The sequence below is a fragment of the Terriglobia bacterium genome (assembly GCA_020072815.1).
Lineage (GTDB): Bacteria > Acidobacteriota > Terriglobia > Terriglobales > Acidobacteriaceae > Angelobacter.
This window is the reverse complement of sequence record JAIQGE010000004.1, coordinates 129,925-150,524: the sequence shown is the minus strand read 5'-3', so window position 1 is coordinate 150,524 and position 20,600 is coordinate 129,925. Positions and strand designations below refer to the sequence as shown.

Here is a 20,600-nt window from a genome sequence, read left to right as displayed (position 1 = left end):
TTGCGCGTTCGCTACGCCGAGACCGACAAGATGGGCGTGGTCTACCACTCCAACTTCGTCGTATGGTTTGAAGTGGGACGCGTGGAACTGCTGCGGCAGCTGGGCTTTGAGTACAAGTCCATGGAGAAAGAAGACAACTGCCACATCCCGGTGGTGGACCTGCGTGTGCGCTACAAAGCCCCGGCCTTATATGATGATGAGATTGTGGTGCGCACGCGGCTGGCCAACGCGCGCACGGCCTTGCTGCACTTCGTGTATGAAGTGATGCGCGCGAGCGACGGCACGCTGCTGGCCACGGGCGAGACTACGCACATCATCGTGGACGACAATTTTCAGCGCCGCTCGCTACCGGAGAAATACATGAAGGCCTTCGGCGGAAAGCGGCGGACAGCGAATTCATGAATCCTCTTCGCATCAACGGCAACAATCTTACCTTCGACGACCTGCGCGAAGTGGCCTACCAACATCGTCCGGTGTTGCTGGAAGCCGAGGCGCGGGAAAAAGTCAACGCCGCCCGCGCCGTGGTGGACAAGCTGGTGCGCGAAAACCGCGTGGCCTACGCCATCAATACCGGCGTAGGCAAGCTGAGTGACGTACATATTCCTCCGGAGCAGAACCGCCAGTTGCAGCTGAACCTGATTCGTTCGCACTCCGCCGGCGTGGGCGAGCCGCTGAGCCAGGAAGAGACGCGCGCCATGATGCTGCTGCGCGCCAATTCTTTGTCCAAGGGATTTTCCGGCGTGCGCGCTGAGGTGATTGACCTGCTGTGCGAGATGCTGAACCGCGGCGTGCATCCGGTGGTGCCGTCGCAGGGAAGCGTGGGCGCCAGCGGCGACTTGGGGCCGCTCGCGCACCTGGCACTGGCGATGATCGGCGAAGGCGAGGTGTGGTTTGAAAACGTCCGCATGAGCTCCGCGGACGCCATGAAGCGCGCGCAAATCAAGCCGCTCATCCCGGAAGCCAAGGAAGCCATTTCGCTCATCAACGGGACGCAAGCCATGCTGGCGGTGGGATCGCTGGCGCTGCTGACGGCCGAAACTCTGGCAGCCACGGCCGACGTGCTCGGCGCCATGACCCTGGACGCTCTGCACGGCACTGATGTCGCTTTTGACGAGCGCATCCACGCGGCGCGTCCGCATGCCGGGCAGATGAAAGTCGCGGCGAATTTGCGGCGGCTCATCGCCGGGAGCCAGATTCGCGATTCGCATAAGGATTGCGGGCGCGTGCAGGACGCGTACACCCTGCGCTGCATCCCGCAGGTGCACGGCGCCGTGCGCGATACGCTGGATTTCTGCCGCAAGACATTTGAGATTGAGATGAACTCGGCGGTGGACAACCCGCTGGTGTTCGTGCGCGACAAAGACTCCGACGAGGGCGACGTGATCTCCGGCGGCAACTTTCACGGCCAGCCGCTGGCCTTTGCGCTGGACTACATGGCCATCGCGCTGACCGCGCTGGCAGGAATTTCTGAGCGGCGCATTGAACGGCTGGTGAACCCGGCGTTGAATGAAGGGCTGCCGCCGTTCCTGGCCGCCGACGCGGGCATCAACTCCGGATTCATGATGCCGCAGGTCACGGCCGCGTCGCTGGCCAGCGAGAACAAGGTGCTGGCGCATCCGGCGTCGGCCGATTCCATCACCACATCCGGCAACAAAGAAGATTACGTTTCCATGGGCATGACGGCGGCCATCAAGTTGAAGCGCGTCGTCGCCAACATCACGCACGTCCTGGCGATTGAAGCTTGCGCCGCAGCCCAGGCCATAGACTTCCTGGCGCCGGTCAAAACCAGCCCGTTGCTGCAGCAGGCGCACGCGGCGATTCGCAAAGTGAGCGCCAAGATCGAGCAGGACCGTGTGTTCGCCACGGAGTTCGCCAAACTGGCGGAGCTGGTCAAGTCCGGAGGAATTCTCAGCTAAGCGTACTGCGCTTCGCCGTTGCCGAACGACCAGTTCTCTTTCACTACTTCCACCAGGTTGATGAACACATCTTCCTTGCGCAGCCCGGCGTCCTGGACCAGCAATTCGACAATGCGCTTGTAGAGCGCCTTCTTGACCTCCACCGTCCGTCCGGCGCTCAGCGTGATCTGTATGATCACCAGCGCGTTGGTGCGGGCGATATTGAGATAGCTGGGGTCGAAAACAAAGTCAGATGCTGCATGCTCGGTGATGATCTGGAAGCGGTCTTGCGCGGGGATGCTGATGATTTCCACCATGGCGCGGTGGACAGCGTCGCCAATGCGCTCGTGGTGCGACTTGGGTTTTCCTTCCAACAGCGAAATGCGAACCAGGGGCATGTCTGAAGTTCCTCAACGGATTTGATTCGGGCAAGGGAAATCGGGATTCAGGATTCCAGCCAAATTCCGGCCCCGTCGCTCGCGCTGTTCGATTGCGAACACTCGGCGCTCAAGAGCGGATAGCTGGCGCCCGGCAACCAATCGTGTAGTCGTCATATCTCCTACCGAATCAGCAGCCTGTTGCGTCTAAGCAAAAGGAACGCCGATTGCTTCCTGTACCTGTTTCAGCTTTTGCCACATTCGCTCAAAAGGAGCTGTTGCCGATCATGGAAACCGTGCTGCAAGACTTGCGTTACGGACTGCGTACGTTATGGAAGTCGCCGCGCTTCACCGTCACGGCGGTGATCACCTTGGCGGTGGGCATCGCCGCCAATGTGGCGATCTTCACCTTCGTGGACGCCACGCTGATCCGTCCGCTGCCGTACAAGGATTCGCAGCAACTGGTGGCGATCTATGACACGCGGGAGCAGACCGTGGCTTCGCAGTTTGAAGCTTCTTATCCTGACTACCTGGATTGGAAGCAGCAGAACCAGGTTTTCTCCTCCATAGCTGGCTACGGCGGCGGTGGCACCGTGCTGCGCGGAGAGGGTGCGCCGGTGGTCCTTCCTTCCGCGGTTGTCAGTGACGATTTCTTTTCCACGCTGGGCGTGAAGCCGATTCTGGGCCGCGATTTTCAGCCGGGTGAAGACCTGGCCTCCGCGCCCGAGACCACGATTCTCAGTTATGGCTTCTGGCAAAAACATTTTGGCGGCAAAAGGGACGTAATCGGGCGGGTTGTTACCCTGGGCCGCAGTCAGGTCACCATCATCGGCGTGCTGCCCGCCAATTTCCATTTTGCGCCGGTAGCGGATCCTGACCTGTGGCAAACGCTGCATGCCACGGATGGGCTGCGCGACCGCCGCAACCTGCACTGGCTGAACGTGGTCGCCCGGCTGAAGCCCGGAGTCTCGCAGGAGAAAGCCGCTGCCGGGATGAAAGTAGTCATGGAAGGCCTGGAACGACAATATCCGGCCTCCAACACCAAATTGCGGACGGCGCTGGTTCCGCTGAATGAAGTCATCGTTGGACAGATCCGGCCGATTCTCCTCCTTTTGCTGGGCGCGGTGGCGCTGCTGCTGATGATTGCCTGCTCCAACGTGGCTAACCTGCTGCTGGCGCGCGCGCTCTCCCGCCGGCGGGAGGTGGCCGTGCGCACCGCGTTGGGCGCCAGCCGCTGGCGCCTGGTGCGGCAGATGCTTACCGAAGGCATTCTGCTTTCGCTGACCGGCGCAACTCTGGGCGTGGTGCTGGCCGAGTGGATGGTCAGAGGATTTGTCGCGGCCATTCCGCAAGCGCTCCTGAACAGCATGCCGTATATAAAGATGATGACCATTGACTGGAGCGTGCTGCTGTTCGCGCTGGTGGTCGCGCTGCTGACCGGAGTGCTGTTTGCGCTGGCGCCGGCCTTCCAGCTTTCCGGAAAACACATCCACGATGCCTTTCGCGACGGCGCGCGCGGTTCGCAATCCGCGGGTTGGCGGCGTTTTGCATCTTCGCTCGTGGTGGCTGAAGTTGCCGTCTCCATGGTGCTGCTGTTCGGCGCCGGCGTGCTGGGCAAGAGTTTTTACCGCTTGCTGCAAGTGGACACCGGCTTCAACTACCGCAACCTCACCAGCATGGCCGTAGTCATGCCTTCCGCGCAGTACAAGACGGATGCCCAGCAAATTGCCTTCTACCGGACTCTTATGGACCGACTGCAGTCCTTGCCCGGCGTGCAATCCGCCGGGATCACTTCAACGCTGCCGATCGGCCAGGGCAACACCTCCAACGTGGTGGTGGTCGGGCAGCCGTTTACCGGGCAGGGATTTGAAGCCAACAGGCGGTCGGTGGACACGCATTATTTTCAAACTCTACAGGCGCAACTGCTGGCCGGACGCTGGTTCAATGAGTCTGACAACGCCCAGGCGCCGCAGCGAGTCATCGTCAACAAGACCTTCGCTGACATGTTCATGAAGGGCCTGGACCCGGTGGTCCAGCAGGTCCGCTTTACTTACTCCGATAAGGAGAAGCCGCGCGAAGTCATCGGTGTGGTGCGCGACATCAAGGAAGCCCAGCTTGACGCCGCGCCGCTGCCGGCGATTTACACGCCCTACCTGCAAGACGCCAGCTCTTTCCTGTACCTGGTGGTGCGCTCGCAACAGGACGCGGCAGCGTCCATCCCGCAAACCCAGGCAGCCATCCGCCAGCTTGATTCCAACGTGGTCACCTTTCAGGAACAGTCCATGGAAGATTTCATCCAGCGGTCGCCGGTGGCGTTCTTCCATCGTTACCCGGCGTGGCTGGCCGGACTCTTCGCCGTCATGGCGCTCGTTCTGGGCAGCATCGGGCTGTACGGCCTGGTGGCGTATTCGGTGAGCCAGCGGACGCAGGAAATCGGCATCCGCATGGCCCTGGGCGCGCAACGCAGCAACGTTCTCCAGATGGTGCTGCTGCAGGGCGTGCGACTGATCGTTCCCGGCGTAGTGATCGGCATGGCCGGCGGCATCGCAGCGGCGACTCTGGCGCGCAGCCTGCTCTTCCAGGTGAATGCCTGGGACCCGGCAATCTTCGCCATCGTCACCGTGCTGCTGGCAGCGGTGACCCTGGCCGCCAGCTTCATCCCGGCACGCACTGCGACCAAAGTGGACCCCATGGTGGCGCTGCGGTATGAGTAGGGCTACCCCCCACCCACGTCATCTAGGATTCTAAAAGGTTTACGCGACTCATCGCAGTTTGGCGTGGGTTTGAGCGTTGGGGGGGGGGTACCCTACCCCCGTTTCACCCAATTACACCCAAGCCGGGGCCCCCGTCTACGCGCTTCGCGTGGCGGGGTGGAAGGTCACCCAACAATCGGCTGAGGGTCACAGCTTTCGCCAATTACCAAATACTAAGCACCAACTACCTGCCGGTTTTTGCTACCTACTTTATTTTCAAAGATCTAAACACCGCTCACACCCTAAGGCACGGCCCATGATAGCGCGTTTCTATGAGCGAATCAAGCACGAACTAGTACATCCAGACTAGCAGCGGCTTTCGTTTTCCGCTCAGTTGTTTTGACTGATTGGCTGAGTGCTTCTTTCCAGGGACAGATCACGAGCCCGCAAGCGGCCCTGTTCAGAAAAAGACCGTTCATGCGACGAGTGTCTTTTCGCGCTTATCGTTTGGCGAAACTTAACTTTCCCAATACGGGAATTTCCAGATGCTAACTATACTTTTGCGAACCATTTTACTTGCACGATCTCAACACATGACCTATAAACATCGCGTCATTGGTTTGATAGATGTCCTTGTCGGGAAGGATAGTTTATGCATAGATTCAATCTTGTCGTGTCGTTGGCATTACCATCCTCTGATGCAGCTGCCGCACAGGCGGCCAGAAGCTACTGGACGACGCCTTCTCGTCTCTGGCTGTGCGCTGTATTAATGATTTCGACCTTCTTCGCCACGCACGTTCGCGCGCAGGCGCCCGTGTGCGACGTGATGTGCACGCCAGACACCAGCGGGCCTCTCTATTCCGGAGCGGCCATGGCGCGCTCGAGTATTCGCAACGCTCGAGGCTATTCCAGCCCTATTGTCGCGCGAACACAGGTGCGTGCCGCTGCCGGTCTTGCCGGCAATACCACCGTGATTGGTAGCCAGAGCTACAACTACACCATCCCGATTCTAAGATTGCCTGGACGCGCCGGCATGGACCTGGTGCTCAATCTCTATTACAACAGCAGGATATGGGATGTAGATACTGTGGGCAGCACGATAACATTCAATGCTGACCGTGATTTCCCAAGCTACGGATTTCGTCTGGATTTTGGCTATATCGAGGTGATCCCTGGCACAGAGGTCATTCTTACTGAGGGCGATGGAACCAAGCGCGCTCTTCCGTTACAGGGTTCAGCTGTTTTTAATTCGACAGACGGAAGCAACATCGTTTTTGATTTGAGCGGAAGCAATATCTTGACGTACAAGAACGGAACAATGGTGCAATACCAGCAATTCCCCTCAAATGCGAATTTGCTTAGGCCCGTTTGGGTGAGAGATTCCAACGGCAATTATTTTTCCATCACCTACTTGAGCGGCCACGATCAATTGATCGCAACGGTGAGTGACAGCCTGGGCCGTGTGATTAATTTCAACTATGATGGTTCTGCCCATCTCACGAGCCTTACGCAAGCGCTCCATCCTTCGGGAACCAAGACTTATGCAACATTCACCTGGGGCGCTCCTTATGCCAGCAATCAAACTTGGTACAGCTTTGCTCCAAGCCTTACTGTCCAAGGGACTCCCACGCCGAGTCAGATAACCGTATTGACCGGATGCACGTATCCCAACTCAACCGGTTACAGATTTACCTATGGTGACTGGGGAATCATCACCAAGATTGAGAATCTGAGCGCAACCGGCGTTACCAGGAGCTACGTTAGTTACAACTACCCTCTAGCCAGCCAGGGAGCGCTCACAGATGCGCCCGCATATACGCAGCAGGCCATTTCTCCTGATGGCACGGCCGGCAGCGCTTCCGTCTGGACCTATGCCATCACGAAAGACGATACTGGCGCAGTAACCACCATGGCGGTTACCGATCCGCTGGGCAATAGCAGCATCACAAATCTTGACCCAGGCACGGGGTTGGCCTCATCGGTTCAAGAAAAAGACAGTGCCAACACTCTTCTGCGCACGTTCACGTATTCATGGACCAGTACGCCCTTCCTTGGGAGCACAGTTGTGGGAAGTCTTACAACCACGTTGAATGATACCGGACAGCAGTCGTCCGTCCAGTACGGTTATGATTTCTTTGACAATGTCAGTGATATTTCAGAGTATGACTTTGGCTTGCAACTGAAGCGTCACACAGTTATCAGCTACTTGAATGCGGCGAATACCGGCGCTCCACACATCGTCAATTTGCCCACGCAGGTCTTGGTGAAGGACGGCCAGGGGAATGTCTTGGCTCGCACGGATCTCGCTTACGACGCTACATCGCCGCTTTCGGTCACAGGGGCAGCCAATCATGACGACATTGCCTACGGTGCTGGATTTAATATTCGTGGCAATCTCACTTCGGTTACGCGCTATTCCAACGCTGCGGGAGGTACCGGCCCCGTGACCCGCAATTTTACCTATGACACGCTGGGAAACCTACGCGCGGCGCAATTGGACTGCTGCAATCAGAAGGTCTTCAACTTCAGTAGTGTCACACAATACTCTGCTCCGGACTCAATCGTGCGCGGGCCCAGCGGGGGCCCGCAGTTTACTACCAGCTACGCCTATAACCCCGATAATAACCTGCTGCTCAACAGCACAGACGAAAATAACCAGGTCACCAACTATCAGTATGATTCCATGAAACGTTCAACGCAGGTGCTTTTGCCGCCACAAGGCGCCACGCAAGTTCAGATCAATACCGCTTTTGACGATGCCGCCGCCTCGCCCGCGGTCACCAGCTCCAGCACCGCCAATAGCGCCACCTCCGTCAGCACTTTGGATGGTTTAGGCCATGTGATGCGGGTTGACTACAAGAATGGGGCAACTGTAGTCAGCAGCGTGATCTATGGCTATGACAAGCTCTGGCAGAAAACCCTGGCATCCAATCCCTTTGCGCCGGCCGGTGCTGTCGCCAACACCACGTTCAGCTATGACGCACTGGGACGCGTCAAGCAGGTCACCCCCCCTAGCGCTGGAGCCATGCAGTACCAATACTCCGGCAACGCGGTGACCATCACCGACCCAGCAGGCAAACAGCGTAGGACCTTTACCGACGCTCTAGGTCGTATGATTGAAGTGGACGAGCCCGGATGGGGGGACGCCGTGCACGCGACCGGCTCGGTTACGATTTCGGGCAGCGAACGTTTCGGCTGCACGAACGTAATAAGAAATTTCTGTGTCGGCAGATTCTGGGACACGGGAACGGTCTCTATTACTGTGAACGGCGTGACCAAGAGCTACGCTTATGGCCAGACCGACACTCCGGGCACAATTGCGAGCGCCTTGGCCTTGGCGTTCCACAATGATGGGACCGCTCCGGTGGATGCCACTGCCTCGGGAAGCACTGTCAACCTCACCGCCCGGCAGGCGGGGGTTCTAGGTGACTATTCTCTTTCTGCCTCTTCCGCCACCAACGACCCCGCCGATTTTGGCGGGCCATCGTTCTCCGCCACCCCCTCCGGCGTTACTCTCACCGGAGGCTTGGATGCCGTCGCCCAAAGTTCACCCAACCTGAACCGCCCCATCGTCACAACGTACGGCTATGACGCCCTGAGCAACCTTACGTCGGTTTCGCAGGCAGCCATGCAGCTCGTGAATGGGCAGCCCGTCACCGGCCAGCCGCGCAGCTACGCCTATGACAGCCTGGGCCGGGTCACCAGCTCGACCACGCCGGAATCGGGTACGGTGACAACTTATTACACGGACTCAGGCGGAGCCACTTGCGCCGTCGAGCCAGGCTTGCCGTGCCAAATCCAGGATGCGCGCGGCGTGTTGAAGACTTTCAGCTATGACGGCATCAATCGGCCTATCGGCGTTGCCTACAGCGATGGCACGCCGTCAGTGACCTATCAATACGACACCGGAGGCCAGACAGCCTTCGCCCTGGGTCGCCTGACCAAGATCCTTGAAGGTCCAACCAATTCGCAGACCTTCACCTATGACAATTTTGGCCGGATCAAGAGCATCAGCCACGTCATTGACAGCACAACCTATCTGGTGCAATACGCTTACAACCTCGCCAGCGATCTGAGCTCGATCACATACCCCAGCAACCGGGTAGTCACGCAGAATTACGATGCCATGGGGCGTTTGTGCGCGGTCGGCGCGTCCGGCAGCACGTGTACGACAGGAACGACATATCTGAACGGCCTCACCTACAACGCCGCGGGCGAGACCCTGGGGCTCACGATGGGCAACGGCGTCCAGGGCACGTTCAGTTATAACGACCACCTGCAGGTCGCTACGCTGCGCTACTTTAAGGGCTCAACCGACATGCTGAATCTGGCCTACGACTACACCACCGGGGTGCCGGGCAACAACGGGCAGATTCAGGCGGTGCATTATTACACCTCGCCGGGCGTGGAGGACCCGACCAAGTCGGAGAACTTTACCTACGACAACTGGGGCCGGCTGAGCACGGCCCACACCACCACCGTCAACTCCACCGCGGGGACCTGGAGCCTGCAATGGGCCTATGATCGCCTGGGCAACCGGACCTTGCAGACGCTTGTCGGGGGCAATGTCACGATCGGCCAGCCACAGTTTGCCATCGATTCGAACACCAACCGCATCATTGGCTATTGTTACGATGCAGCCGGCAATCTGCTTGACGAGGGAACTTGTCCTGCGGGCACCCATCATTACAGCTATGACGGCGCCAACCGCCTGACCAAGATCAATGCCGGACCACCCTCGTACACGTATTTCGGCACGCTCCGCATCAAGAAAGTTGCTGGCTCAACCACCACGGTTTACATTTACTCCGGAAGCAAACCGATTGCGGAATACGTCAACGGCAGCACTACGCCAAGCAGCGAGTATGTTTACGCTGGATCGCAATTGCTGGCCACCATTGCCGGAACCAATACTACCTATCACCATCCCGACCATCTCTCCAACCGCGCGGAGACGGACAAGACAGGGGTTCGCATACGGACATTTGGACATTTCCCTTTTGGAGAAGCGTGGTATGAGACGGGGACAGCGGACAAGTGGAAATTCACCAGTTTTGAACGCGACTCTGGAACGGGAGAGACAGGCCTTGATTACGCCATGTTCCGTTATTATGCTTCCGGCCAGGGGAGATTCATGAGTCCCGATTTGCTGGGCGGGAAGCAACGCGCTCCGCAGAGCCTCAATCGCTATGCGTACGCTGCCAACGATCCAATAAATCTCGCTGATCCGATGGGCTTGTTCGTCGTCTGTTTAGGGCACTTTCACAGCGACGACGGCGGGGAGACCTGGGATCTAGTGGAGACATTAGGATGTTGGGACACCGACGAGGGAGGGCGCGGCGGCGACGATGAAGGCGGTGACGGAGCTGGTGGCGGAGGGGGTGGTGAGGGCAACTCAGCCGCTCGAAAACTCCGTGACCTTTGGACGTATTGTTTAGACAAGTTCGGCGACGATTACGCAAAAGAGAATCTCACCGTTTCAGATTTCTATGAGGCTCAGGCTGCAGCAGAACAGGCCGGTATTGAGACAAGCGCCCTGCTGGCATTGTGGGATAACGAATCCCATTTCAACGTCACCGGGTGGGCGAAGAACGGCAAATGGACGACGGGACCAAAAGGTGAGCGTGGCCCGTTACAGGTTCGGCCAATCGTCGCAAGGGACCTCTCGCGGCATGGTGTTTCGCCGGGGAATTATCGGAACGATTTCGATGACAATCTGCTTGCTGCAGCAAACTATTATGCCTTGGTTCTCAACAAATATGATGTTCCTGAGAGTGATGCTGCGTCGGTTTACAACGGAGGCATTGGCAACTATAGAAGTAACAGTGTTTCTGACGATGCAGCAGCTTATCAGAACTCTTTTGACAACAACAAAATGAAGTTCGACGATCTCGTTAAGTGTCTGCACGGAGCCAAACAATGAGCACACCTCATCACCTGCCGTCTGGTGCACATTTCACCATTGCAGTATTGCTGCTTTCCTCCGCATATTCTTACTGCCTGCCTAACCTCGATATGAAGAAGCAAACAGTCTTGGCGGAAAGAGCGGGTAAAGCGGGCGTTCGCATCTTATTGGCTGTAGATACCGACGATATTGTCCACGAGATCGATATTGGCCTTCCAGGCTCCGGAGGAACCCCTGTGATAACAGCAAATCTTGGAACTCGTGTGACAGCCAGTGGCAACTTGCGGATTTCGGATATGTTGCCACGAGCTAACGTGGTAACTCTGGCCAGGCGGGTGACCTTGGACAATGGAATGACCATTCACGTCATGATAGCTTGGGCCTTTTCCGAATTTCCTGAAGTGCTCCTCCCGTATTGTTATCTGTATGTCTTCCGCGAGAACCAACATCAAGTTACTCAGATTGCTGCTCGCAGACTAGGTACGGAACTTGACCAATTCATAGTTGAGGATGTCAATCGCGATGGCAACTTGGAGATTCTGGTTGCGACGAGCGAGAATGCAGTTTCGTCGATGAATATCTGGCAAATTCAGACGGATGGCGATGTGAAGCAGATACAACGACTTGACGGCTACCATGTGTACACGCTGGCAGACAGATTTATGGACCAGGATGTTGGAGTTATTGTCACGCACAAGAGCGAACACTCCACGGCAGGGGCAGCATGTTTCAACAACGACGAGTATATGTGGTCGCCAAAACTTCAGCGATTTGTCAAACAGTTCAAAGAGAAGAAGTGATCGTGCGGCCGGCTTGCCCCGCGCTTTCGCCCGGTATTGGCGAGGCGTGGGGATAGAACCTAATTCGTGTTCATTGTATTCGCGGCTGATTGCTAAGACGTCCCCGCCCGCCGCAACTCCCCCGCAATGGCCTTCATCGCTTCAATACAAAACGCGATGTGCTCTTCCAGATCAATGCCCAAGTCGGCGATGCCGTTGGCGCTTTCGCCTGGAGGGCACCCGCCTAGATGCGACGGGTGCTCACACAGGGTTTTCAAGTGCGGTTACTGCTAATCGCGTTCCTTATTCTGGACTCTAACGATGTATGCAGGTCTGAAGGCCTTCCCGGGTTTTTGCTTTCCAGTTTCTGCCTTCAGCACGTAGCCAACTCCCTCTCTCGGCCTGAGGTGGACCGCATAGGTGTACTTCACGCCCTTCTCCACCAGCGGTTCCCGCAGCCGTTCAAATCTCCCCGCCTCTTTCCCCAGGGAATCGAACACGGCAACGTGTTCAAATTCTTCTCCTGGATCAATGTAAATGATGATCCCGCACATGGGGCACTTCAGCCACCACCAAGGATCGTAGATGGGGTAGCAGAAAATGGGCTCGAAATCGCAGATCCTGCAAAAGTATCGCGACCGGCTGCAGACGGAAGTCCCGATCTCAAAGAAGAAGGGATCAATGGACGGCGCCACCTGCACGGTGTGGGTGGCGTCTGTGAACAGCTTGTGCGTTGTCCAATTCACCTCGCGCTGATACGTGACGCCGGTCATGAAGTTCGCCTTGTCCGGGAAGTTGCTGGCGGAGAACATGCCGACGAAGCTGCTTCCGGCGGCCACCAGGGAAGCGTAGTCGCCAATATAGGGAGAAAAGGTACGTGACGGGGTTGAAGCGTCCTGGCTGGCCAGGAGTGTGCCCGGCGTGTCAAAGGTTGTCGCGTCCAGGTTGTTGGAGAGTGACAGACGAGTCTCCCACTTGCCGCCAGTGACGCCCTGGAAGAGGACGCCGACGATGCCGATGTCGTTAATCGCCACCTCGGGATTCATGGCGCTGGGAACCGTCAACAGATCATCCGACCAGTCCTTGCCCCGGTTGATGGACCGCCGGACATGGATGGTCTCGCTGTTGAATCCATTGGAGTCGCCCCAGGCCACGTAGACGCGGTCGCTGTTGGCGGGATCAACGGCAATGGAGACGTTGCTGGCGCCCAGGCGGTTTTGTCCCATGCTACCTGAGGCCAGGGTCAGGCCGGGCGTGACAAAACGGCCGGCCACGCCATCGCTGGGGTCCTTCAAGACGGTGAAGGGAGAAGCGCCGCTTCCCCAGTTGTCGTCGCGTACCACCACCAGCCGAGGCGTACCACCTGCGAAGGTGGGCGGAGCGCTCCAGTCATGAATGAAGGCGGCGTACACGGTGCCGTCGTGGTGCGCTGCGGTTACCTGGGCGAATCCATCCTGGCAGGTAGAGTTGCGCGCGTCGATTACATCAAGTGCCAAGGCGGGTGCGCCGGCGGCGGCATCCTGAGTGACGTCGAGCGTTGAGCTGCGGCCGTTGGGTGCCACCGGCGGCGGGCAGGGGAAGTTTCCGAAACCGTTGTTGAATCCAATGTAGAGCTTGTCCTTCCCGCCGCCTGCGGTCTTGGCGAGGGTGTGCGGCTGGTCAACGTTGCCCGTGCGGGTATCAAGGACCGTCATCAACGTGGTGGAAAAAGGGTCCTGCGCTCTCAGAGCCGTCATCGGCCGGCCAGTGGGCGTAGACCTGAGTATTCCGCCGTAAAGCCAGCTCGTCGGATGGGCCACGGCCCCGCTGGGCGTGGAGCTGAAGCTGAGAGTGATGTCGCCGGTCGGAAAGCCCGATCCCACCTGGCTGGGGACGATCAAAGACATGGTCCAGGTGTTGCCGGAGTCCGTGGAGACATAGATGGGAGCGGTGGCCGTGAGCATGGGCCCGCCGGTGAGGTTGTCCCACGTGAACGCTGAGCCGGCCATGTGGTGAAAGTTGTTGGGATCAACCGTGATGGTTGGCTCGGCGTCTTGGCTGGTTTCGGCGCTGCGGCTGTTCGGCACCATGTTCACCAGACGGTTCTGAGCAAAGCCGGAAAGCGCCATGCCGGCCAGGACGATGAGAAGGGCTGAGATGCGGGATAGCCTGGTCATTATTTCGTCTCCTTCGGCGTCGCGAGCAGACCGCGAACGCGGTCTTCATCCGCCGGCGGCAGCACGTCGAACGGCTCGGTCACCAGATAGATGGATTGTTTCTCCAGGAACTTCGAGAGACCGGAAGAGCGGTACAGCAACTCTTCCTCCTTGTTCGGCGAATGGGCGAGGAACACTGCGTCCTGGCCGGGCTTGAGTTTCGGCGAGTTAAACCAGGTAATGTCAATGCTGGCGGCAAAAACCACGGTCAAATTCTGTCCTGCTGTGCCGCCGCGCAACGGAGTGACCACTCGAACCGTGGCAACTTCCCACTCCGGATCGTGCTCGCTGGCCGGCGCAGGCGCGCGCTTGCCCTGCGTCTCGGCGGTCCTCTCCAGTGGACGAACGCTCTCCACAGTGCCGCGAAAGACCATGTTTGCCACGGCGAGCCGGCGGGAAACCAGTTGGTCCCTATGCGCGTGCGCGGTGCGTTCCATGGAATCTGCAGCCTGCGCCGCCATTTCGCCCACGTCCGCCATGGTGAGCGACTTGCCGAGGAACCGGGGATTTCCAAAGAAGACCATCTCTTCGCCTTCCTTCACGGCTTCCGCCCGGCTGAGAATCACCGTGGCGGTGTGCCCGGTCTGGTCCCCCGCGATCTCCTGGCCGGAATACATGTGCTCCACGGAGACGATCACCGTCACGTTGGAGGGCGCCAGCAAGGGTTCATCGCTGGCGTTGGTCTTCAGGATCTTTCCCCGCAAAATGATGGTTGAACGCTCGGCCAGAGATTGCGCGGCGTTAGTCTGGGCGAAAGCCATGCTTGTGGTGATGGACACCAGCAGGGAGAGAACAGCAATCATCCGCTTGCAGCGGCGGCGTTTCCGGCCCTGGGCATATGGCCGGTCTGGATGGAGCGGTGAAATTACCTTGAACAGACAGTGGTCCGGCTTGGAACTTCCCATTGGGTGCCTCCTGTGCGACGTACGACTGCACATGAGCAGCATATTGGAGTGGGCTGCTCGTTGGATAGTGGTGCAGGCTGGGAAAGCGTTACACCGCGCAACAGGAAGGTGCTCGCGCTTTCGCCTGGCGTTGCCGAAGCATGAGGATGGAACCTGATTCGTGTTCATTCGCGTGTATTCGCGGTTGACTCTCCCGCCAACCCCAACTCCGCCGCAATCGCCTTCATCGCTTCAATACAGAACGCGATGTGCTCTTCCAGGTCAATGCCCAGATCGGCGGCGCCGTTGATGATGTCGTCGCGGCTCACGCTGCGGGCGAAGGCTTTGTCCTTCATCTTTTTGCGGACGGATTTAGCTTCCACCTCCGCCAGGGATTTATTCGGTTTGACCAGCGCGCTGGCGGTGATGAAGCCGGCCAGTTCGTCGCACGCGAACAGTGTCTTCTCCATCTTGCTTTCGCGCTTCACGCCGCTGTAGTCGGCGTGCGACAGGATGGCCCGCCGCATTTCCTCGGGGTAGCCTTGCTCTTCCAGAATCTTGTTGCCGACGAACGGGTGCTCCTGCGGCGTGGGATATCTTTCGTAATCAAAGTCATGCAGCAGGCCGGTGATGCCCCAGTAGTTTTCATCCTCGCCAAACTTGCGGGCGTAGGAGCGCATGCAGGCCTCCACCGCCAGCATGTGTTTACGCAGGCTTTCAGACTGGGTGTATTCGCACAGCAGGATCCAGGCGGCGTCGCGGGTGGGCATGGGAGTGGCATTGGTCATGGTGGTCATATTCCTAGGTGTTTTATACCTGTTTTCTCTTTTATTTCGCTACTATATTGGGTTTTTATACCTGTTTCACCTGCATTTTTTGGTTGACAAGCCGTAAATCTATGTAGAGACTAGAGTTTGTTAGGGATCCAGCAGTCTGAAGTTGCAGTGGGGAAGTGAAGTTGGAATGCTGCCCGCTCTGGCAGCTCCGAAAAAATTCATGGCCACAACTCTGGCACCGGTAGATTCCCGGGAAGTAGTTCGTTGCGATCATTGCCATCTCGTCCAGTTCCGGACCGTCAACAACCTTTGCAGGAAATGCCGAACGTCACTGGATGAGGACGAGCCTGAGCCGATCCTTGTCGAACAGCCGCCGGTGGTCGAAGCGCCGAGCAGCCATCATCCACACCTGCAGATTGCCGCAGCCATCCGTATGTTACGGCTGAAATCAGGATTGAGCCAGCGCCAGCTCGCGCTGCGCATGCAGGTGCCGCGTACCTACGTATCCAAAATTGAAAATGAAAAGGCCGTGCCTACGCTTTCTTCCATGCAGCGCCTGGCGACGGCGCTGGAGGTGGGCGTGGCTGACCTGTTGAAAGGCTCCAACCGCACGCTGGAAGATGAAATCGCCGACCTGATGCATGACGAATTCATCGCCGAGTTGGTCCCCTTCCTGGACAAGCTGGACGTGATGCAGAAATCCACCGTGCTTTCTCAAGTGCGCGAAATGAGCGTGCGCCCGAGAAGAACGGCCTAAGCTCTCTCCTTAAACCCTGCGGCCAGGGCGGAAACGCTCTGGCCTTTTTTGCTGGGGTTGGTTTTTCCGAAACCTCGAGCGGAGCGAGAGGTCCCTATCATCAACGATGAACGAGGTTCGTGCACTGAAACTTCTAGCGGTGTGCTTTTCGAGAGAAAAGCATGCCAGCGAATGCGCCTGTCTTCACCCGTCGCGGTGTGGCAGCGCGAGCGGATCGTACTCATAGGGTTCCCTCGCTCCGCTCGGGATAAAGAGAAAACTACTTTGTCGGCTCCATTTTCAGCGCGTTGTTGAACATGTTGAAATAGTTGAACAGGCCGATGGCGCTGAGCAATTCCACCGTCCCGTCTTCGTGAAACTCGCCGAGCAGTTCCGCGAAGAGCGCGTCGTCCAGCGAGTGGGAATCGCGGGTGACACGCTCGGCCACGCGCAGCGCGAGCTTTTCCTGGCCGGTGAAATCAGGGCGTTTTTCAAAGTTGGCCAGATCTTGGATCTGCTCGTCGGTCCAGCCGTGCCGTCTTGCCAAGACGGTGTGTGAAGCCAGTCAATATTCGCAGCGGTTGATCTGGCTCACGCGGACAAACAACAGCTCTTTCAGCTTGGTGGGCAGCGCCCCATTGGCCATGACCACGGAAAAGTGGGCGACCATGGTGCGCATCAGCTCCGGCCGGTGGGCCACGGTGCGGAACATATTGGGAACGTTGCCCCGCACCTTCATGAAATTATCGTAGATCTCGCCGACTTCCGGCGAGACTTGTGAGCGATCAAGACGGGAAATACGCATCGGAAGGCAAGCCGTTAGAGGTGCTTCAGCTGATCTATCACTTTCTCAACCGCGTCGGTTGCTGATTCACTCACTAGTCCATAAAGCTTCTTGACGGCGACCTCTAGGTCGCTTGCGGTAAACTGCGGGATTCCAGAAAAGTTCGTTTCAGAGTTTTCTACTTTCAGAATCTCGGTTCCATCCTTCTGACGGACAACAAAATGCGCCCATGTTTTTCCGCCGAGAAAGGGTAAGATAGGTGTAGACACGGCTATGACCATCTGACCGTCATTTGGCAGGGAGGCGTGATAACCGCTGGTGGATTTGTTCCAGCGCAGCTTCCCCTGCTGGGTCTTCAGAATTATCGTGTTCACCAGTTCGAGTTGTTTTGGATCCGCGAACGCGCCTAAAGCTACATTAGCCATAACCAATGCTCCCAAAACGCAATCTCCCATATACCTGCGCCAACAACTGTGTTATTAGATCGACCAACTGAGCAATTTGCACCGCTTTGTCTGCAGTTGGCGAGTCAGCATTTCTTAGAATCGCTAGCAGACGCTGGTTCTCTCTTAATGCTACCTCAATTTCTTCGTGCTGTACTTGCTGTAATAATTGAGGCCACGAAGTTTTTGCCATCGCCAAGATTTCGTTCAAATTGCCTGCAATCTCTTCCGCTCGACTAAGGTCATTTGCTTGCGCAACTTGTCTAATCGACTTCACTAACTTCAAGAGCTCAACGAACTCCTCCGCCGCGACTTTCATGAGAAGTTCTGTCCGTGCAGAGACTGCGGCTTTCAGTGCAGTATTCGCCTTCTTCTCCGCACGAAGTGCATAGTAGATCGTGGCGGCGATTCCGAGGAACGAAAGAAGATTGCCCAACTGGAATATTGACCGCCAGTCGGTGAGTGGCGAAGTCGCTGATGAAAGTACGTTCAAACCGGACTTACTCAAAGTGACTACGTGAAGAAACTTTACTTGAACGACTTGAGCGCCGTTGCCTCGTCGTCATAAATGTCAAACACGGTGTACAGCTTGGTGACCTGAAGCACGTCGTGGACTTTCTGCGTCAGCTTGAGCAGCTTCATTTCGCCGCCCTGTTTGCGGACGCTGGCACAGCTGGTCACCAGTTCGCCCAGCCCGGAGCTGTCAATGTGCGTGGCGTTGGCCAGGTTGAGCAGAATATTTTTCTTGCCTTGGGCGCAGAGGTCGCGGACCGAGTTGCGCAGCAAAGCGGTGTCTTCGCCCAGGACGATGCGGCCGCTGATGTCCAACACGGCAACGTTGCCGACTTGCCGATTCGCTAGCTTCATATATTAATTCCTCCTGGCGCTCATCGCTGACGGGCACGTGCGATGGCGACTTCGGTGCCTCTATCTATTTGAAGGAGGCGATGCCGGCAGCCTCGTCGTCATAAATCTCAAAGACCGTGTACAGTTTGGTGATTTGCAGCAGGTCGTGGACTTTCTTGGTGAGCTTGAGCAGCTTGAGCTGGCCCTGCTGGTTGCGGACGGAGGTAAACGCGCTGACCAGTTCGCCGATCCCCGAGCTGTCAATGTAGGTCACGTCGCCCAGGTTCAACAGGATTTTCTTTTCGCCTTTGCCCAGCAGTTCGCGGACGGTATCTTTCAGCACCACGCTGCCTTCGCCCAGGGTAATGCGTCCGCTCATGTCCACAACGGCCACGCCGTTGACCTGCCGACTGCTAGCCTTCATTGTCACTGTGATTCCTCCTTGGCATTCGCCGCTTTGCGGCCGACATGCTTGATAAGTGTGATCTCCGTGCCGGGCTCGGTATTCCTGAACCGGACCTCGTCCATGAACGCGCGAATCAGAAAAATGCCGCGTCCCGAACCTTTCATCAGGTTCTCCGGGGCCAGCGGATCAGGGATGCAGTGCACGTCCAGTCCTTTGCCCTGGTCGGCAATGGTGATCACCAGGGCGTCTTCCCGGGTCTCAAAGGCCACAAAGAACTTTTTGTTCGGATCGTAAGCATTGCCGTGCAGCACCGCGTTCACCGCGGCTTCACGCACCGCCATGGCGATATTGGACTGATCGTCTTCGCTGAATCCCGCGCCGGCAGCAGCCTCCGCGGCGGTGGTTTCGGCCTTGTTGACGCTTTCCAAGGTCGATTCCAGCGAGTACGAAACCCGTTTTGTCATGCGGCGGTCCACAGGGTCAGTTTACTGACGGCGCAGTCCTGCTCACGGCTGGGCGAAGAATAGAGTTTGCCTAGGTGGACACGGAATGTCAAACGCGAAGCTTGCGCGCAGACGGCGAGGCGTCAGGCGCTGCGCGCAAGTCTTGCCCTGAGAAAAACGTCCTGCTCAGTGCTGTACCGGCGAAAATTGCAGTGCCAGCAGAGTTTGATCGTCGTGCTTTTTGGAACTGGCGCGATACGCCATCAGGTCGCGGACGCAGGCTTCCGTCAGCTGACGCGGAGCGTGCCCGCGCGAAGCCGCAAGCAGCGCGCGCAAGCGGTGTTCGCCATATTCGGCGCCGTCCGGGCCGGCGGATTCGGTAAAGCCGTCTGTATAAAGGACCAGGCTGTCCCCGGGTGAGAACGCGATCTTGGTGCTCACGAACTCCTGGTCGTGGAACATGCCTACCGGCAGGGCCGTGGAATCAATCGCCCGGACGCCGCCCTGGCTCACGTGCAGTGGCGCCAGGTGGCCGCCGTTGCAGATTTCCACTTCACCGCATTCCTTGGCTTTGCCGATGACCAGCGTGGCGTACTGCGAGGGCAGGGTGCTTTCACTAAAGATGCGGTTGGCGCGGGCCACCAGTTCTTCCAGCGGCAGGCCCGAGGGGATAAGGACGCGGAACATGGCATGCAAATTGGCCATCAACATGGAGGCGGCGACGCCCTTGCCGGAAACGTCGCCCAGCATGAAGTAGAGTTCGCGGCCGTGGGACATCACGTCACAGTAGTCGCCGCTGACCAGACCGGCGGGTTCGTAGTGATACGCCACGTGCCAGCCGGCGGCGTTGAAGTCCGGCTTGGGCAGCAGCCCGGCTTGTATGCGCTGGGCCAATTCCAGGTCCTGTTCCAGGGCGCGCTGCTCGGCGGGCTGCAGGCAGTCCAGGCATATCTTGGCCAGGGGATCAGCGAGCAGTCGGTCGGCTTCCACGGTGCCCAGGCAGGCCTCGCACACGCCGAAGCTGCCGGAGTCAACGCGCTCCAGGGCTTTATCCACCTGCTCCAGCAGTTGGAGCATGTTTGCGGTTTGCGACCGCGCGACCGCGGCTTCCAGCTTCTGGCGGCGGACGACTAGTTGGTCGCGAAGGAGGTGAAGGTCAGTGACATGGATCGCCATAAAAACCTCTTTGGATAAGACTCAAATGGGGGCGGTTGGGACTCAGGAATTTTCACCTTATGTCCGCCTTGCCTGGTCTTCAAAAGTACAGGAATTGGGCTCTGTCGGGCTATCCGATTGTTGCGGTGGAAGTGCCCCCAGCGCGGATCCTGGCTGATCCGCGATCATCCGCGCAAATCCGCGGTAAAGTCCGGCTTCGTCCGGCAGTGTACGGCTCTGAAATAAATAACGATACTCATCGCTTCTTCTCTGGTCACGCGCT

At 57.8% G+C, this 20,600-nt stretch carries 19 protein-coding genes; 6 read left to right on the top strand and 13 right to left on the bottom strand.

Annotation, left to right across the window (positions count from 1 at the left end; translation table 11 throughout):
- The first annotated feature begins 30 nt into the window (after window positions 1-30).
- Complete coding sequence (locus tag LAO20_07015; protein MBZ5531164.1) at window positions 31-402, top strand: acyl-CoA thioesterase; 372 nt, start codon at window positions 31-33, stop codon at window positions 400-402.
- Window positions 399-1,916, top strand: coding sequence for a histidine ammonia-lyase (gene hutH, locus LAO20_07010; protein MBZ5531163.1), 1,518 nt, complete (start codon window positions 399-401; stop codon window positions 1,914-1,916). The genes LAO20_07015 and hutH overlap by 4 nt, the downstream gene beginning before the upstream one ends.
- Here the strand turns inward: hutH and LAO20_07005 are convergent.
- Window positions 1,913-2,293, bottom strand: coding sequence for a tautomerase family protein (locus LAO20_07005; protein ID MBZ5531162.1), 381 nt, complete (start codon window positions 2,291-2,293; stop codon window positions 1,913-1,915). The genes hutH and LAO20_07005 overlap by 4 nt on opposite strands.
- A 266-nt stretch (window positions 2,294-2,559) precedes the next feature.
- Here LAO20_07005 and LAO20_07000 point away from each other — a divergent pair, with 266 nt between their 5' ends.
- The 3 genes from LAO20_07000 (at window position 2,560) to LAO20_06990 (ending at window position 11,670) form a co-directional block, all read left to right on the top strand.
- On the top strand, window positions 2,560-4,986 hold the full coding sequence (locus LAO20_07000; GenBank protein MBZ5531161.1) for an ABC transporter permease: 2,427 nt from the start codon (window positions 2,560-2,562) through the stop codon (window positions 4,984-4,986).
- Between the two features lie 631 nt (window positions 4,987-5,617).
- A complete protein-coding gene (locus LAO20_06995; GenBank protein MBZ5531160.1) occupies window positions 5,618-10,888 on the top strand; it encodes a transglycosylase SLT domain-containing protein in 5,271 nt (1,756 codons plus the stop codon).
- On the top strand, window positions 10,885-11,670 hold the full coding sequence (locus LAO20_06990) for a hypothetical protein (GenBank protein ID MBZ5531159.1): 786 nt from the start codon (window positions 10,885-10,887) through the stop codon (window positions 11,668-11,670). Before LAO20_06995 ends, LAO20_06990 begins: the two co-directional genes overlap by 4 nt.
- A gap of 92 nt (window positions 11,671-11,762) precedes the next feature.
- Here LAO20_06990 and LAO20_06985 read toward each other — a convergent pair whose 3' ends face one another.
- The 4 genes from LAO20_06985 to LAO20_06970 all read right to left on the bottom strand — a co-directional run bounded on the left by LAO20_06985 (window position 11,763) and on the right by LAO20_06970 (window position 15,498).
- Entirely contained in the window at window positions 11,763-11,927 is a 165-nt protein-coding gene (locus LAO20_06985) for a hypothetical protein (GenBank protein MBZ5531158.1), read from the bottom strand.
- A 12-nt stretch (window positions 11,928-11,939) separates the two neighbouring features.
- Entirely contained in the window at window positions 11,940-13,805 is a 1,866-nt protein-coding gene (locus LAO20_06980; protein MBZ5531157.1) for a hypothetical protein, read from the bottom strand.
- The gene (locus tag LAO20_06975) at window positions 13,805-14,749 is read right to left on the bottom strand and encodes a hypothetical protein (protein ID MBZ5531156.1); all 945 of its coding nucleotides are present in this window, start codon (window positions 14,747-14,749) and stop codon (window positions 13,805-13,807) included. The genes LAO20_06980 and LAO20_06975 overlap by 1 nt, the downstream gene beginning before the upstream one ends.
- 164 nt (window positions 14,750-14,913) lie before the next feature.
- Entirely contained in the window at window positions 14,914-15,498 is a 585-nt protein-coding gene (locus tag LAO20_06970; GenBank protein MBZ5531155.1) for an HDIG domain-containing protein, read from the bottom strand.
- A 226-nt stretch (window positions 15,499-15,724) separates the two neighbouring features.
- On the opposite strand from LAO20_06970, the gene LAO20_06965 reads away from it, so the two are divergent.
- The gene (locus LAO20_06965; GenBank protein MBZ5531154.1) at window positions 15,725-16,261 is read left to right on the top strand and encodes a helix-turn-helix domain-containing protein; all 537 of its coding nucleotides are present in this window, start codon (window positions 15,725-15,727) and stop codon (window positions 16,259-16,261) included.
- Window positions 16,262-16,520: 259 nt separating this feature from the next.
- On the opposite strand, the gene LAO20_06960 is transcribed toward LAO20_06965, so the two are convergent.
- The 8 genes from LAO20_06960 to LAO20_06925 all read right to left on the bottom strand — a co-directional run bounded on the left by LAO20_06960 (window position 16,521) and on the right by LAO20_06925 (window position 20,338).
- Window positions 16,521-16,787 (bottom strand): hypothetical protein, encoded by a 267-nt coding sequence (locus tag LAO20_06960; GenBank protein MBZ5531153.1) that lies wholly within the window; start codon window positions 16,785-16,787, stop codon window positions 16,521-16,523.
- Between the two features lie 18 nt (window positions 16,788-16,805).
- Window positions 16,806-17,045: a carboxymuconolactone decarboxylase family protein gene (locus LAO20_06955; protein MBZ5531152.1), complete on the bottom strand. Its 240-nt coding sequence runs from the start codon at window positions 17,043-17,045 to the stop codon at window positions 16,806-16,808.
- A 14-nt stretch (window positions 17,046-17,059) separates the two neighbouring features.
- The gene (locus LAO20_06950) at window positions 17,060-17,449 is read right to left on the bottom strand and encodes a hypothetical protein (protein ID MBZ5531151.1); all 390 of its coding nucleotides are present in this window, start codon (window positions 17,447-17,449) and stop codon (window positions 17,060-17,062) included.
- Window positions 17,442-17,960: a hypothetical protein gene (locus LAO20_06945; GenBank protein ID MBZ5531150.1), complete on the bottom strand. Its 519-nt coding sequence runs from the start codon at window positions 17,958-17,960 to the stop codon at window positions 17,442-17,444. The genes LAO20_06950 and LAO20_06945 overlap by 8 nt, the downstream gene beginning before the upstream one ends.
- 35 nt (window positions 17,961-17,995) lie before the next feature.
- Window positions 17,996-18,334 carry an STAS domain-containing protein gene (locus LAO20_06940; GenBank protein ID MBZ5531149.1) on the bottom strand — a complete coding sequence of 113 codons (339 nt, stop codon included), beginning with the start codon at window positions 18,332-18,334 and terminating at the stop codon, window positions 17,996-17,998.
- Window positions 18,335-18,398: 64 nt separating this feature from the next.
- Window positions 18,399-18,743: an STAS domain-containing protein gene (locus LAO20_06935; GenBank protein ID MBZ5531148.1), complete on the bottom strand. Its 345-nt coding sequence runs from the start codon at window positions 18,741-18,743 to the stop codon at window positions 18,399-18,401.
- Window positions 18,740-19,183 (bottom strand): ATP-binding protein, encoded by a 444-nt coding sequence (locus LAO20_06930; GenBank protein MBZ5531147.1) that lies wholly within the window; start codon window positions 19,181-19,183, stop codon window positions 18,740-18,742. The genes LAO20_06935 and LAO20_06930 overlap by 4 nt, the downstream gene beginning before the upstream one ends.
- Before the next feature lie 165 nt (window positions 19,184-19,348).
- Window positions 19,349-20,338 (bottom strand): SpoIIE family protein phosphatase, encoded by a 990-nt coding sequence (locus tag LAO20_06925; protein ID MBZ5531146.1) that lies wholly within the window; start codon window positions 20,336-20,338, stop codon window positions 19,349-19,351.
- Window positions 20,339-20,600: the final 262 nt, after the last annotated feature.